The sequence below is a fragment of the Enterobacter cloacae complex sp. HYC074_NIDB genome (assembly GCF_056673345.1).
Window position 1 is genome coordinate 1844957 of sequence record NZ_CP114214.1, and the last position, 14114, is coordinate 1859070.

Annotated in this window: 13 protein-coding genes; 10 read left to right on the plus strand and 3 right to left on the minus strand. The window is 54.9% G+C overall.

Annotation, left to right across the window (positions count from 1 at the left end):
- Positions 1-64 precede the first annotated feature (64 nt).
- Positions 65-1276, minus strand: coding sequence for an MFS transporter (locus O1724_RS09025; protein ID WP_003857976.1), 1212 nt, complete (start codon positions 1274-1276; stop codon positions 65-67).
- Positions 1277-1385: 109 nt separating this feature from the next.
- Between O1724_RS09025 and O1724_RS09030 the strand changes: the two genes are divergently transcribed.
- Positions 1386-2324, plus strand: coding sequence for a LysR family transcriptional regulator (locus O1724_RS09030; protein ID WP_086598422.1), 939 nt, complete (start codon positions 1386-1388; stop codon positions 2322-2324).
- Between the two features lie 40 nt (positions 2325-2364).
- Here O1724_RS09030 and rne read toward each other — a convergent pair whose 3' ends face one another.
- Entirely contained in the window at positions 2365-5481 is a 3117-nt protein-coding gene (rne, locus tag O1724_RS09035; RefSeq protein ID WP_126296688.1) for a ribonuclease E, read from the minus strand.
- A 570-nt stretch (positions 5482-6051) separates the two neighbouring features.
- Between rne and rluC the strand changes: the two genes are divergently transcribed.
- On the plus strand, positions 6052-6999 hold the full coding sequence (gene rluC, locus O1724_RS09040) for a 23S rRNA pseudouridine(955/2504/2580) synthase RluC (protein WP_003857970.1): 948 nt from the start codon (positions 6052-6054) through the stop codon (positions 6997-6999).
- A gap of 95 nt (positions 7000-7094) precedes the next feature.
- On the opposite strand, the gene O1724_RS09045 is transcribed toward rluC, so the two are convergent.
- Entirely contained in the window at positions 7095-7679 is a 585-nt protein-coding gene (locus O1724_RS09045) for a Maf family protein (RefSeq protein WP_126296687.1), read from the minus strand.
- A gap of 140 nt (positions 7680-7819) precedes the next feature.
- Between O1724_RS09045 and yceD the strand changes: the two genes are divergently transcribed.
- The 8 genes from yceD (at position 7820) to fabF (ending at position 14023) form a co-directional block, all read left to right on the plus strand.
- Complete coding sequence (gene yceD, locus O1724_RS09050; protein ID WP_003857966.1) at positions 7820-8341, plus strand: 23S rRNA accumulation protein YceD; 522 nt, start codon at positions 7820-7822, stop codon at positions 8339-8341.
- 16 nt (positions 8342-8357) lie between these two features.
- The gene (gene rpmF, locus O1724_RS09055) at positions 8358-8531 is read left to right on the plus strand and encodes a 50S ribosomal protein L32 (protein ID WP_003857964.1); all 174 of its coding nucleotides are present in this window, start codon (positions 8358-8360) and stop codon (positions 8529-8531) included.
- A gap of 81 nt (positions 8532-8612) precedes the next feature.
- A complete protein-coding gene (gene plsX, locus O1724_RS09060; RefSeq protein WP_003857962.1) occupies positions 8613-9647 on the plus strand; it encodes a phosphate acyltransferase PlsX in 1035 nt (344 codons plus the stop codon).
- Positions 9648-9653: 6 nt separating this feature from the next.
- Complete coding sequence (locus O1724_RS09065; RefSeq protein WP_003857960.1) at positions 9654-10607, plus strand: beta-ketoacyl-ACP synthase III; 954 nt, start codon at positions 9654-9656, stop codon at positions 10605-10607.
- 15 nt (positions 10608-10622) lie between these two features.
- The gene (gene fabD / locus O1724_RS09070) at positions 10623-11552 is read left to right on the plus strand and encodes an ACP S-malonyltransferase (protein WP_003857958.1); all 930 of its coding nucleotides are present in this window, start codon (positions 10623-10625) and stop codon (positions 11550-11552) included.
- A 12-nt stretch (positions 11553-11564) separates the two neighbouring features.
- Positions 11565-12299, plus strand: a complete 735-nt coding sequence (fabG, locus tag O1724_RS09075) for a 3-oxoacyl-ACP reductase FabG (RefSeq protein ID WP_058663354.1) — start codon at positions 11565-11567, stop codon at positions 12297-12299.
- A gap of 154 nt (positions 12300-12453) precedes the next feature.
- The gene (gene acpP / locus O1724_RS09080; RefSeq protein ID WP_003857954.1) at positions 12454-12690 is read left to right on the plus strand and encodes an acyl carrier protein; all 237 of its coding nucleotides are present in this window, start codon (positions 12454-12456) and stop codon (positions 12688-12690) included.
- A gap of 91 nt (positions 12691-12781) precedes the next feature.
- On the plus strand, positions 12782-14023 hold the full coding sequence (gene fabF, locus O1724_RS09085; RefSeq protein WP_126296686.1) for a beta-ketoacyl-ACP synthase II: 1242 nt from the start codon (positions 12782-12784) through the stop codon (positions 14021-14023).
- Positions 14024-14114: the final 91 nt, after the last annotated feature.

The window sequence follows — 14114 nt, forward strand, 5'->3', positions numbered from 1 at the left end:
TTAACATGTCTTGAAACTGGGCATGTTTTGACTGCCCAACCCGTCCGGGTTGGGCATTTTTTTTTTACACACTTTCTGCCTGTGCGGACAGCACCCGGGCGCTTTCAATCACTCTGATAGCCAGCGCAATGGCACCACACAGGGTTGCCAGAGCCACCACGCCAGACCAGCCTGCCAGCGTGTAGATATTGCTGCCTAATGCCGAACCCAGCGCCATTCCGATGAAAATGACGGTAAACAGCAGAGCGTTCAGGCGTCCACGGGCCTGCGGCTCAAGGCTGTAGACCAGATTCTGGTGGGCCACGAGGCTGGACTGCAAGCCGAGATCGAAACCGACCGCGGAGAGGGCAATCAGGATCAACTGACCGTGTATACCCAGTGCCGGCATCAGGAACATCAGGGCAAACGAGAGGGTCACCAGCGCGGCACCCAGTTGGGTGACTTTACCGGCGCCCAGCTTATCTGCCAGACCACCTGCCAGCGGTGCGGCCAGCGCGCCAGCGGCTCCGGCAATACCAAATCCACCCGCCACAGCGCTGCCAAGGTGATACCGTTCCAGCAGCATGACCGCCAGCGTTGACCAGAATGCGCTAAAGGCAATCGACAGAAAACCCTGGGCCAGCGCGGCCCGACGCAGCGCCGGGTAGCGGCGCCAGAGGTGTTCCATGGAGCGCATCAGCGCCGGGTAGCTCAGCGTGGAGTGAACGGCGAAGCGGGGAAGCACGGCCCACATGACCACGCCGACAAAGGCAATACTTGCGGCGGCCAGCTGATACATCACCCGCCAGCCAAAGGCCTCACCCACCACGCCGCTCACGGTTCTGGAGAGCAAAATCCCCAGCAGCAGGCCGGTCATCACCGTGCCGACCGTTTTTCCCTGTTTGCCTTCCGGCGCGAGGATCGCTGCGGCCGGGACAATATCCTGCGCCATGGTGGCGGCCATGCCAATCAGCAGGCTGGTGAGCAGCAGGGAGTGCAGTTGTCCGGTCAGGCTACAACCCAGCAGGAACAGCGCCAGAGCCGCACTTTTTATCAGGATCAGCGTTCTGCGATCATGACGATCGCCGAGCGGGAGCAGAAACAAAATACCTAAGGCATAACCCGCCTGGGTAAGCGTCGGGACCATGCCCATGCCTTCGATGCTCAGGTTCAGGTCTGAGCCCATCAGCGGCAGCAGAGGCTGGGCATAATAGATGGATGCCACGCTAAAGCCCGCACCGAGCGCCAGCATTAAGATTACCCAGCGGCTTACGGCCCGGGTGGTAGTTGTGTTCATAAGATGTTCCTCATTCGTCGTGTGCGGCTATTTTTTATCAGTACGCCTTGCGACGGTAGCGGGCGCGGTGGTAAAACGCTTATACGTGTAGCGTATGGATAGAAATGGTATGAAAAGGCCTGAGCGTATAGATCGGGTAGAACTGATGCGAACGTTTGTTCGCATTGTGGAGGCGGGGTCTCTTTCTGCGGCAGCACGTCAGCTGGCAACAACCCAGGCCACGGTGAGCCGACGGTTGCAGTCGCTTGAGACCATGCTGGGAGTACGCCTGATGCTGCGCACAACCCATACGACCCGGCTGACCGATGACGGCGAACGCTGCTATCAGCATGCCCGACGGGTGATTGACAGCTGGCTGGCGCTGGAAGACGAGGTAGGGCAGACGGAAGATGAACCGGTTGGGGTGCTGAGGGTGCGCGCCCCGCACGCGTTTGGCCAGGATCAGCTTCTGAAACCGTTAACCGAATTTTTGCAGCGCTATCCCCAGCTTTCTGTAGAGTGGATGCTCAACGATCGCTCGGTTGATTTCCTCGGCGACAACCTTGACTGTGCTATTCGGGTGGGTGTGGAAGTCGATCCGGCAACCGTGTCCGTGCTGCTGGCTGAAGTGCCGCGCTCGGTGGTGGCTTCACCGGAATTACTGGCCCGTTATCCCGCGGTTAAAACGCCGGAAGATTTGCAACAGCTTCCCTGGATTGCCATCAGCTCTTTTTATCAACGCCATGTGGAGCTTTTCCACGATGCATCATCTGCCCCGACGCGGGTTACCATTACGCCACGCCTGAGTACCGACAGCCTGTATGTGGCGCGCAATACGGCACTCACCGGGCTAGGCGTTGCGGTGGTATCCAGCTGGACAGTACAGGATGATATTCAGGAAGGACGACTGGTGCATCTACTGCCAGAGTGGCAGCCGGCAGCGCTACCGGTACATCTGGTTTACCCCTGGTCTCGTTATTATCCGGCGCGCTTGCGGCGTTTTCTGGAGCTGATGCGGCAGATAATGCCGGAGGTCACCGGAATGAGAAAGCCCCTGCAACAGCCATAAAAAAGCCGACCCGAAGGTCGGCTTTCAGTATTAGCGTGCGTTATTCAACAGGCTGAGGACGAGTAGCTGGCGCAGTAGCCATGTGCGTTGCACTGTGACCACCGGCAGCACCTTTGCCTTCGAAGTTGAATGCCGGACGAACCCAGTCGCTATGGCGTGGCGCTTCAGGCACATACTCAGGTGCCGGGGCGCGAGTCATCGGCGCGGTAGCAACGTGAGCAGGCGCTACAGCTGCAACGACCTCAATCGGCTCTGATTTCACTTCAGGCGCTTTGACCTCTTCGACAACAGGTTCAACCTGAATCTCGACGTCCTGAACAACCTCTTCAGTCACCGTTTCGACGGTAACGTCTGCGGGCTCTTCTGCTGCGGAGACTGGCTGAGCGTCTTCCGCGACTTCTTCAGCTACCACGGTATCTTCTTCGGCAATGATCTGCGGAGCGGCATCAACCGGCGCAGCAATGACTTCAGGATGGGTCGTTTCCACTTCCACAGCCTGCGGTGCCGCCGTGTCAACAACCTGCGGTTCAACCACGGTTGCCGCTTCAGTCACGACGTCTTCCACCGCTGCTATCGGTGCAATCACCTCTTCGGTCACAGCCTGTTCTTCAACAGCCTGTTCCGGGCGAGCAACCGGATAACGGATCCAGACTTTACCGGATGCCATCTCAGGTGACGCGCACGCCACGGTCAATGGCATTGGCGACTGAGTTGGGTAACGCTCGTCACGGTAACGACGACGACGCTGACCGCTCACGCGCAGATGACGCGGAGAACGACGGGAGCGACGCGGCATACCTGCGTTGTCACGGTTTTCGCTGCTTTCGTCCTGCTCAACCTGATTTTCTACTACGGCTGGCAGGTCAACTTTCGCAACCTGTGTACCCGTTGTGCTTTCTGCTGCTTCAACCGCGATAACGTCGTTTTCTTCCGCCTGAACAGCACCCACACGCACTTTCTGGGTCAACTGACGCTGCTTACGACGCGGCATAACCTGAGTACGCTCTTCCTGCTCCGTGTCCTGCTGTTCAACAGGCGCTTCGCGGTTCAGGTTTTTGACTTCCTGCTGGGCCTGGCGTTTCTCGTCGTTACGACGACGGTTACGCTCGCGGCGAGGTTGCTGCTCGTCACGCTGTTTGCTCTTCTCGGACTCATCGCCCGCCTGCTGGCGAATCTCACGATCTTCAACGTTCTGCTGTTGCTTCTCGCGACGGTTGCGACGGTTGTCCTCGCGTTGTTCACGACCTTCGTTGTTCTCGGAACGATTATCACGGCGCTCGTTACGATCGCTACGGTCGTTGCGGTCATTACGATCGCGACGATTGTTCTGACGCTTACGACGGTCCTGCTGACGCTCTGGTTTCGTTTCTTTTGGCGCTTCTTTCGGCTGCTCAGGCTGAACTTCTTCGCCAGCAAACATTTTTTTCAGCGCGCCGAAGATGCGGCTCAGGAGACCCGGCTGCTCAGGCTGCGCTTTTGGCATGGCAGGGGACGCCTTTTGCACGGCAGGTTTTGCCGCTGGTTTTTCCAGCGTAGCTTCCGGCGGGGCTTCCGGCATGATGAAGGTTGCTAATGCAGGCTGCTCAGGCAGTTTACGCTCGGCAGGCTCTTCATCCGATGGCAGCGCCATTTCTTCTTCATGCAGCTTCGGCAGCAGGTAGCTGAGGGTGCTTGTCTCTTCACCTTTACGCACGCGCAGCACGTGATAGTGCGGGGTCTGCATCTCGTCGTTTGGCACGATGATGCAGCGAACGCCGCCCTGACGCGCTTCGATTGCGCTCACCGCTGCACGTTTTTCGTTCAGCAGGTAGGAGGCAATCGGCACCGGAACAATGGCGTGAACCTCTTTGGTGTTCTCTTTCAGCGCTTCTTCTTCAATCAGACGCAGAATAGAGAGGGAGAGCGATTCATTGTCACGCACGGTACCTGTCCCGGAACAGCGCGGGCAGACGTGATGGCTGGACTCGCCGAGTGACGGGCTCAGACGCTGACGGGACATTTCCAGCAGGCCGAAGCGCGAGATATGGCTAATCTGGATACGCGCGCGATCCTGGCGCACCGCTTCACGCAGACGGTTTTCAACCGCACGCTGGTGGCGAACCGGGGTCATGTCGATGAAGTCGATAACAATCAGACCACCCAGGTCGCGCAGGCGGAGCTGGCGGGCGATTTCATCAGCGGCTTCTAGGTTGGTGTTGAAGGCGGTCTCTTCGATGTCGCCGCCGCGGGTTGCACGCGCGGAGTTGATGTCGATAGCGGTCAGCGCTTCGGTGGTATCGATAACGATAGAACCGCCGGACGGCAGACGCACTTCACGCTGGAAGGCAGACTCGATCTGGGATTCAATCTGATAGTGGCTGAACAGCGGGATTTCACCGGTGTACAGTTTAATTTTGCTGGTGAAATCCGGGCGACCCAGCGCGGCGATGTGCTGGCGAGCCAGCTCAAGCACTTTCGGGTTATCAATCAGAATTTCACCGATGTCCTGACGCAGATAATCACGGAAGGCACGCACAATGACGTTGCTTTCCTGGTGGATCAGGAACGGAGCAGGACGGCTTTCAGCCGCTTTCTTGATGGCTTCCCAGTGCTTCAGACGGAAGCTCAGGTCCCACTGCAATGCTTCGGCAGATTTGCCGACGCCTGCGGTGCGCACGATAAGGCCCATGCCGTCTGGCAGCTCAAGACTTGCCAGCGCTTCTTTCAGCTCTGTACGGTCATCACCTTCGATACGGCGAGAGATGCCACCCGCACGCGGGTTGTTTGGCATCAACACCAGATAGCTTCCTGCCAGACTGATAAAGGTGGTCAGTGCGGCACCTTTGTTGCCACGCTCTTCTTTATCGATCTGGACGATAACTTCCTGACCTTCACGCAGAACATCTTTAATGTTCGGACGGCCATGGGAGTTGTAATTTGCAGGAAAATATTCGCGGGCGATTTCTTTGAGAGGAAGGAAACCGTGACGCTCAGCACCGTAATCGACAAATGCAGCTTCAAGGCTTGGTTCAATGCGGGTGATTTTGCCTTTGTAAATGTTCGCTTTTTTCTGTTCGTGTCCAGGACTTTCGATATCCAGATCGTACAGGCGCTGCCCATCCACAAGGGCGACACGCAACTCTTCTTGCTGAGTTGCGTTGATTAACATTCTTTTCATCGTAACTTACTCGTTATTCTTACATTGACGACAAAGCTGCGGGCAAGGTGACGCTTTCCGGGGTATGAACCGATGGCCTCGTGTCTATTCACGTCGCCAACCTCACGGTTGTCGCTCGCTTAAGAGGCGCAGAGTGTCGGTTGCCTGTGTTTCATACGGAAACACAGCGCAATTATCAGGGGAATTGCCTGGGAAAACTCTCCAGAGAACAATCCTTATACCGGGAAGTACTGCAACCCGCAGCCCGCTAACTGCCTGAAAGATCAATACGTCTTACGCCATTGCTGCGTGGATGATCGGTCAGACAAAATTGGTCATTCCGTCGACATCCTTACAAAACCCGGATTTAACGCGGAAAACGGATTCATTATTCCACTGCTCGCCGGGTTATAGCAAGATGACTTTTACCAATTATCACCCGGTTACTCACAGTTTCTTCACTTCAACGGGGTGATTGGTTTAATAACCACCAAATCGATTGCGCGAAAGGGGAGCGGTCCGGATAAAAGTAAATATAAGCATAGAAAAATGAGTGGCGCTAATGCCTGACGCTATTTAGAATCGCCAACCATGAAAACAGAGACTCCAGCCGTAAAAATGGTTGCCATCGCCGACGACGAGGCGGGGCAACGTATCGATAATTTTTTGCGCACCCAGCTGAAGGGTGTGCCAAAAAGCATGATTTATCGCATCTTGCGTAAGGGCGAGGTGCGGGTGAACAAAAAACGCGTGAAGCCAGAGTATAAGCTCGAGGCGGGCGATGAAGTCCGCATTCCACCGGTACGTGTTGCAGAGCGTGAAGAAGAGGTCGTTTCTCCGAAGCTGCAAAAAGTCGCGGCCCTGAGCGACGTTATCCTTTATGAGGACGACCACATTCTGGTGCTGAATAAACCGTCCGGAACGGCGGTACACGGGGGGAGCGGCCTGAGCTTCGGCGTGATTGAAGGGTTACGCGCGCTGCGCCCGGAAGCGCGTTTCCTCGAACTGGTTCACCGTCTTGACCGTGATACCTCTGGCGTGCTGCTAGTGGCGAAAAAACGTTCTGCGCTGCGTTCACTGCATGAACAGCTGCGCGAAAAAGGGATGCAGAAAGATTATCTGGCGCTGGTGCGCGGCCAGTGGCAGTCCCACGTGAAAGTGGTGCAGGCGCCGCTGCTGAAAAATATTCTGCAAAGCGGCGAGCGCATTGTTCGTGTTAATCAGGAAGGGAAACCGTCTGAGACGCGCTTTAAAGTTGAAGAGCGCTACGAATTCGCCACGCTGGTGCGCTGTAGTCCGGTGACGGGGCGTACTCACCAGATTCGCGTCCATACCCAGTTTGCGGGCCATCCGATTGCGTTTGATGACCGCTATGGCGATCGCGAATTTGATAAGCAGCTGGCGGGGACGGGGCTATCGCGTCTGTTCCTGCATGCGGCAGCGCTGAAGTTCACCCATCCTAATACCGGTGAAGTTATCCGTATTGAAGCGCCGCTGGATGAGCAGCTCAAACGCTGTCTGAAAGTTCTGCGCGGCTGATTTTGTGCCGGGTAGCGCTGCGCTTACCCGGCCTACATGTTTTTCTCCCTCTCCCACAGGGAGAGGGCCGGGGTGGGGGCATCAGGCCGCAACGGTCACATCGTCAGCGGATTACACTCTTCTCGCCTTAACATCTGGCACAGCGCAATCAGCGGCAACCCCACCAGCGTATTGGGATCGCGGCCATCGAGCTTGTCGAACAACGCAATCCCTAGTCCTTCACTTTTAAAGCTCCCTGCACAGTTCAGCGGACGTTCCCGACGCACATAATCCATAATCTCCTGTTCGCTAAGATGACGGAAGTGCACATCAAACGGCTCGCACTCGGTTTGCAGATGACCGGAAGCAGAATTATAAAGCGCCAGGCCGGTATAAAAGGTCACGATACTGCCTCTCGCACGCAAAAGCTGCTGGCAGGCGATTTCTTCCGTATACGGTTTGCCGGTGATTTCGCCGTCCAGCACACAAACCTGATCGGAGCCTATAATCAGATGAGCGGGGTAACGTACGGCCAGCGACTGTGCTTTCTCTTTCGCGAGACGGGTCACCAGATGACGCGGTGACTCGCCCGGCTGTGGCGTTTCATCCACCTCCGGCGCAGTGCATTCAAACGGGATCCCGAGCTTTTCCAGCAGCATTCGGCGATAAGGTGAAGTGGAAGCAAGGACGAGATTTGGCATATTTTTATCACCAGATATAGCGTATCGATGCCAGCCATTTTAAACTACAGGCCGCAATGTGTGCGAATAATTGGCAAAAGGCAGCTCTGGTTGCCTTTTTCTTTGACTCTATGACGTTACAAAGTTAATATGCGCGCCCTATGCAAAAGGTAAAATTACCCCTGACTCTTGATCCGGTTCGTACGGCTCAAAAACGCCTCGATTACGAAGGAATCTATTCTTCCGATCAGGCTGAGCGTATTGCCGAATCTGTAGTCAGTGTGGACAGTGATGTAGAATGCTCCATGTCGTTCGCTATCGACAACCAGCGTCTCGCCGTGTTAACCGGTGATGCAAAGGTGACGGTAACGCTCGAATGTCAGCGTTGCGGGAAACCGTTTGTACAGCATGTTCACACAACGTATTGTTTTAGTCCGGTTCGTTCTGACGAACAGGCTGAAGCACTCCCGGAAGCGTATGAGCCGATTGAGGTTAACGAATTCGGTGAAATCGATCTTCTGGCGCTGGTTGAAGATGAAGTCATCCTCTCCCTGCCAGTCGTTCCGGTGCATGATTCTGAACACTGTGAAGTGTCCGAGGCGGACATGGTCTTTGGGGAACTGCCTGATGAAGCGCAAAAACCAAACCCATTTGCCGTATTAGCCAGCTTAAAGCGTAAGTAATTGAGGAGTAAGGTCCATGGCCGTACAACAGAATAAACCAACCCGTTCCAAACGTGGCATGCGTCGTTCCCATGACGCGCTGACCGCAGTTACCAGCCTGTCTGTAGACAAGACTTCTGGTGAGAAACACCTGCGTCACCACATCACCGCTGACGGTTTCTACCGCGGCCGCAAGGTTATCACTAAGTAATCACGCGTCAGCGTGATTAGGCTTAGTGAGGAACTTCCCCGTGCAAACGGGGAGTTTACCGAACCAGGCTGCGACGATACCTTGACACGTCTAACCCTGGCGTTAGATGTCATGGGGGGAGATTTTGGCCCTACCGTGACAGTGCCTGCAGCATTGCAGGCACTGAATTCTAATTCGCAACTCACACTTCTTTTAGTCGGTAATCCCGACACAATCACGCCATTACTTGCAAAAGCTGACTTTGAACAACGTTCGCGTCTGCAGATTATTCCTGCGCAGTCAGTTATTGCCAGTGATGCCCGGCCATCGCAGGCTATTCGTAATAGCCGCGGCAGCTCTATGCGAATGGCGCTGGAGCTGGTGAAAGAAGGGCGAGCACAGGCTTGCGTCAGCGCGGGAAATACTGGCGCGCTGATGGGGCTGTCGAAATTATTGCTCAAGCCGATTGAGGGCATTGAGCGTCCGGCGCTGGTGACGGTGTTACCGCATCAGCAGAAGGGCAAAACGGTGGTGCTGGATCTGGGCGCTAACGTGGATTGTGATAGTACAATGCTGGCTCAGTTTGCCGTTATGGGGTCGGTGCTGGCAGAAGACGTGCTCGGGATTAACAATCCCCGCGTTGCGTTATTGAATATTGGTGAAGAAGAGACCAAAGGTCTGGACAGTATCCGCGACGCTGCGGAAATACTCAAACAGGTCCCCTCCATCAACTATATTGGTTATCTCGAAGCCAATGAGTTGCTGACGGGCAAAACGGATGTATTAGTGTGTGATGGCTTCACCGGAAACGTGACGTTGAAGACCATGGAAGGGGTCGTACGAATGTTCCTTTCTCTGCTGAAATCGCAGGGAGACGGTAAAAAAAGGTCCTGGTGGCTGATTATATTAAAGCGTTGGTTACAAAAAAGCCTGACGCGGCGATTCAGTCACCTCAACCCCGACCAGTATAATGGCGCCTGTCTGTTAGGATTGCGCGGCATCGTGATTAAGAGTCATGGCGCCGCCAATCAGCGAGCATTTACCGTCGCGATTGAACAGGCAGTGCAGGCGGTGCAGCGTCAAGTCCCTCAGAGGATTGCCGCTCGCCTGGGATCTGTATTAGCTAAAAGTGACTGAGCGTACATGTATACGAAGATTTTAGGTACCGGCAGCTACCTGCCAAAACAAGTGCGTACCAACGCCGATCTTGAAAAAATGGTAGATACGTCTGACGAGTGGATTGTCACGCGCACAGGTATCCGTGAACGTCGTATCGCCGCGCCAGACGAAACTGTGTCCACCATGGGCTACGAAGCCGCTCAGCGAGCGCTTGAGATGGCTGGCATTGATAAAGAACAGATCGGGCTTATTGTGGTGGCGACCACCTCTGCCACGCATGCCTTCCCAAGCGCAGCGTGCCAGGTGCAGAACATGCTCGGCATCAAAGGCTGCCCGGCATTTGATGTTGCAGCAGCATGCGCGGGTTTCACCTATGCACTGAGCATCGCCGATCAGTATGTAAAATCGGGCGCCGTAAAATATGCGCTGGTGATCGGCGCTGACGTGCTGGCGCGTACCTGCGATCCAACCGATCGCGGAACGATCATTATTTTTGGCGATGGCGCGGGCGCGGTGCTGCTGGGGCAGTCCGAAGAGCCGGGCATCATCTCCACGCACCTGCATGCCGATGGCCGCTACGGCGAGCTGTTGACGCTGCCTAACGCCGATCGCGTTAATCCGGACAGTTCAATTTACCTGACAATGGCAGGTAACGAAGTGTTTAAAGTGGCCGTGACTGAACTGGCTCACATCGTTGATGAGACGCTGGAAGCGAACAATCTGGACCGTGCCGCACTCGACTGGCTGGTACCGCATCAGGCTAACCTGCGTATTATCAGCGCGACGGCGAAGAAGCTGGGCATGTCTATGGATAACGTTGTGGTGACGCTCGATCGCCACGGCAACACCTCTGCGGCATCGGTACCGTGCGCATTTGACGAAGCGGTACGCGATGGACGAATTAAACGGGGCCAACTGGTCTTGCTTGAAGCCTTTGGTGGCGGGTTCACCTGGGGTTCCGCGCTGGTTCGTTTCTAGGATAAGGATTAAAAAATGACGCAATTTGCTTTTGTGTTCCCGGGACAGGGCTCGCAAACTGTTGGGATGTTGTCTGAAATGGCAGCAAACTATCCGGTTATTGAAGAGACTTTCCGTGAAGCTTCTGACGCGCTGGGTTATGATCTGTGGGCGCTGACCCAACAGGGCCCCGCTGAAGAACTGAACAAAACCTGGCAGACTCAACCGGCACTGCTGGCGGCATCCGTCGCATTGTGGCGCGTATGGCAGCAGCAGGGCGGCAAAGCGCCGACGCTGATGGCGGGTCATAGCCTCGGTGAATACTCTGCGCTGGTCTGCGCTGGCGTGATTGCCTTCGCTGACGCGGTACGCCTGGTTGAATTGCGTGGTAAATTCATGCAGGAAGCGGTGCCAGAAGGCACGGGCGGCATGTCTGCCATCATCGGTCTGGATGATGCTTCTATCGCTAAAGCCTGTGAAGAATCTGCTGAAGGTCAGGTCGTTTCTCCGGTAAACTTTAACTCGCCAGGCCAGGTGGTAATCGCGGGTCATAAAGAAGCGGTTGAGCGTGCAGGCGCTGCCTGTAAAGCTGCGGGCGCAAAACGTGCACTGCCCCTGCCGGTGAGCGTGCCGTCTCACTGCGCGCTGATGAAGCCCGCAGCCGATAAGCTCGCGGTTGAGCTGGAAAAAATGACCTTTAACGCACCGACGATTTCCGTTGTGAATAACGTCGATGTGAAGTGCGAAACCGCGCCGGAGGCTATCCGTAACGCGCTGGTTCGCCAGCTCTACAGCCCGGTTCAGTGGACTAAAACTGTTGAATTTATGGCGTCTCAGGGCGTGGAACATCTGTATGAAGTCGGTCCAGGTAAAGTACTTACCGGTCTGACAAAACGTATTGTAGATACCCTGACTGCCTCGGCGATTAACGAGCCGGAAGCCATGAAAGCGGCACTCTCGCAATAAAAGAGGAATACCATGAGTTTTGAAGGAAAAATTGCCCTGGTGACCGGCGCAAGCCGCGGTATTGGGCGCGCTATTGCTGAAACACTGGTTGCGCGCGGCGCAACGGTGATCGGGACTGCGACCAGCGAGAATGGCGCACAGGCCATCAGCGACTATCTGAGTGCGAACGGTAAAGGTCTGGTACTGAATGTGACTGAACCAGCATCTATCGAATCTGTTCTGGAAAATATTCGCGCAGAGTTTGGCGAAGTGGATATTCTGGTCAATAATGCCGGGATCACTCGCGACAACCTGCTGATGCGAATGAAAGACGACGAGTGGAACGATATTATCGAAACCAACCTGTCATCTGTATTCCGTCTGTCAAAAGCGGTAATGCGCGCTATGATGAAAAAGCGTCATGGTCGTATTATCACTGTAGGTTCTGTGGTTGGTACCATGGGAAATGCTGGTCAGGCTAACTACGCTGCGGCGAAAGCAGGTCTGATCGGTTTCAGTAAGTCGCTGGCGCGTGAAGTCGCGTCCCGCGGAATTACTGTAAACGTTGTTGCTCCGGGCTTTATTGAAACGGACATGACGCGTGCGCTAACTGATGAGCAGCGTGCGGGTACGCTGGCGGCAGTTCCAGCGGGTCGTCTTGGCGACCCTAAAGAAATCGCCAGCGCGGTTGCATTTTTAGCCTCTGACGAAGCGGGTTACATCACTGGTGAAACCCTCCACGTCAACGGCGGGATGTACATGGTTTAATCACGATCGAAAATATTTGCGTTATTTGGGCAAATGGCCTCAAAATAACGTAAAATCGTGGTAAGACCTGCCGGGATTTAGTTGCAAATTTTTCAACATTTTATACACTACGAAAACCATCGCGAAAGCGAGTTTTGATAGGAAATTTAAGAGTATGAGCACTATCGAAGAACGCGTTAAGAAAATTATCGGCGAACAGCTGGGCGTTAAGCAGGAAGAAGTTGTGAACTCCGCTTCCTTTGTTGAAGACCTGGGCGCAGATTCTCTTGACACCGTTGAGCTGGTAATGGCTCTGGAAGAAGAGTTTGATACTGAGATTCCGGACGAAGAAGCTGAGAAAATCACCACCGTTCAGGCTGCCATTGATTACATCAACGGTCACCAGGCGTAAGTGAACATCTCCAGGCGGTCATTCGACCGCCTGAGTTTTATCTTTTGTTGTCCCACGAATCTCTTTTTTTATCCCTCCCTGGAGGACAAGCGTGTCTAAGCGTCGTGTAGTTGTGACCGGACTTGGCATGTTGTCTCCTGTCGGCAATACCGTAGAGTCCACCTGGAAAGCTCTCCTTGCCGGTCAGAGCGGCATCAGCCTAATCGACCATTTCGATACTAGCGCCTATGCAACGAAATTTGCTGGCTTAGTAAAGGATTTTAACTGTGAAGAGATCATCTCGCGCAAAGAACAGCGCAAGATGGATGCCTTCATTCAATATGGAATTGTCGCTGGCGTTCAGGCCATGCAGGATTCTGGCCTTGAGATTACGGAAGAGAACGCGACCCGTATCGGCGCCGCTATCGGCTCCGGGATTGGCGGTCTTGGTCTGATTGAAGAAAACCATACATCTCTGATGAATGGCGGCCCGCGTAAAATCAGCCCGTTCTTCGTTCCGTCTACGATTGTCAACATGGTGGCAGGTCACCTGACCATTATGTTCGGCCTGCGTGGCCCAAGCATCTCAATCGCGACAGCCTGTACGTCTGGCGTGCATAACATCGGCCAGGCCGCGCGTATCATTGCGTACGGCGATGCAGATGCTATGGTTGCGGGCGGCGCTGAAAAAGCCAGTACCCCACTGGGCGTCGGTGGTTTCGGTGCAGCGCGTGCGCTCTCTACCCGAAACGATAATCCTCAGGCGGCGAGCCGTCCGTGGGATAAAGACCGTGATGGTTTCGTGCTGGGTGACGGTGCAGGCATGATCGTACTGGAAGAGTACGAACACGCGAAAAAACGTGGCGCGAAAATTTATGCTGAAGTTGTTGGCTTTGGCATGAGCAGCGATGCTTATCACATGACGTCTCCTCCAGAGAATGGCGCAGGTGCTGCGCTGGCGATGGAAAACGCCATCCGTGATGCGGGCATTACGCCGGCACAGATTGGCTACGTTAACGCGCATGGGACGTCTACCCCTGCGGGCGATAAAGCAGAAGCGCAGGCTGTTAAGTCTATCTTCGGCGAATCTGCCAGCCGTGTGCTGGTGAGCTCCACGAAATCCATGACCGGTCACCTGCTGGGCGCTGCGGGGGCAGTAGAGTCAATCTACTCTATTCTCGCGCTGCGCGATCAGGCTGTACCACCAACCATCAACCTGGATAACTCGGATGAAGGTTGCGATCTGGACTTCGTTCCTCACGAAGCGCGCCAGGTTAGCGGTATGGAGTATACCCTGTGTAACTCCTTCGGCTTCGGTGGGACTAACGGTTCTCTGATCTTCAAAAAGGTCTGAGTCTGGTTGGTCGCTGACGATAAAAAAGGTCCGCTTGCCGGGCCTTTTTTATTAGGCGAAATCCCCTTGTCCGGCTGTTCACATCCTGCCA

Excerpts from the sequence above, each read along its gene's own strand:
- O1724_RS09025 (WP_003857976.1), bottom strand. The coding sequence starts at position 1,276 with ATGAACACAACTACCACCCGGGCCGTAAGCCGCTGGGTAATCTTAATG.
- O1724_RS09030 (WP_086598422.1), top strand. The coding sequence starts at position 1,386 with ATGAAAAGGCCTGAGCGTATAGATCGGGTAGAACTGATGCGAACGTTT.
- rne (WP_126296688.1), bottom strand. The coding sequence starts at position 5,481 with ATGAAAAGAATGTTAATCAACGCAACTCAGCAAGAAGAGTTGCGTGTC.
- rluC (WP_003857970.1), top strand. The coding sequence starts at position 6,052 with ATGAAAACAGAGACTCCAGCCGTAAAAATGGTTGCCATCGCCGACGAC.
- O1724_RS09045 (WP_126296687.1), bottom strand. The coding sequence starts at position 7,679 with ATGCCAAATCTCGTCCTTGCTTCCACTTCACCTTATCGCCGAATGCTG.
- yceD (WP_003857966.1), top strand. The coding sequence starts at position 7,820 with ATGCAAAAGGTAAAATTACCCCTGACTCTTGATCCGGTTCGTACGGCT.
- rpmF (WP_003857964.1), top strand. The coding sequence starts at position 8,358 with ATGGCCGTACAACAGAATAAACCAACCCGTTCCAAACGTGGCATGCGT.
- O1724_RS09065 (WP_003857960.1), top strand. The coding sequence starts at position 9,654 with ATGTATACGAAGATTTTAGGTACCGGCAGCTACCTGCCAAAACAAGTG.
- fabD (WP_003857958.1), top strand. The coding sequence starts at position 10,623 with ATGACGCAATTTGCTTTTGTGTTCCCGGGACAGGGCTCGCAAACTGTT.
- fabG (WP_058663354.1), top strand. The coding sequence starts at position 11,565 with ATGAGTTTTGAAGGAAAAATTGCCCTGGTGACCGGCGCAAGCCGCGGT.
- acpP (WP_003857954.1), top strand. The coding sequence starts at position 12,454 with ATGAGCACTATCGAAGAACGCGTTAAGAAAATTATCGGCGAACAGCTG.